The 539-nt window shown below is 48.1% G+C and carries 1 protein-coding gene; it reads right to left on the reverse strand.

The window, feature by feature from the left end:
• Nucleotides 1-241 precede the first annotated feature (241 nt).
• Nucleotides 242-539 (reverse strand): transposase (locus QCH34_RS13270; RefSeq protein ID WP_300334807.1); only part of this gene is annotated, 298 nt, incomplete at its 5' end.

A 539-nucleotide genomic window follows, 5' to 3' on the forward strand; every position in this document is an offset into this window, starting at 1 on the left:
CTGGAAACCTCGTGAGGCGTTTGTCTCTCGGGAGTTCAAATCTCCCCCTCAGCGTTTTGAAATCACTTTTCTGTACAACCTGATCATTCATTCATTATTCACGATCCCCCGCCCTTTCTCAGCCAGACATACTGTTTCTCTAACTCAAGGTATGATACCTTAGGAGAGGAGGAAGACTGCTAAGTCAGGTTAGATTGACTTACATGGCTTTGTGGCATCTGACATACTCCCACGACTAAAGTCATGGGGTTCTGACGTTGCTTAGACATTCTTCAAGCATTGCGTCGTGGGGTATCAGTGCTCCCATCGTGTACATCTCTTTCTGTACACGATCAACCATGCCCTTTTGACGGAGTGCGATATTGAATGCCGCATTCACATCAGCATGATCAACGTGCCCGCAGACCGGACACTTAAACTCCTTTCCTCGCCGTTGACCTCTTCCATCACACCGAGAGCAATCTTGCGAGGTGTATGCTGGATCAATGTAGAGGACAGGAACGCCGAGCAGCTTGGCTTTGTATTCCACAAACTGTTGT

This window comes from Methanocalculus sp., from assembly GCF_029762515.1.
Classification (GTDB): domain Archaea; phylum Halobacteriota; class Methanomicrobia; order Methanomicrobiales; family Methanocorpusculaceae; genus Methanocalculus.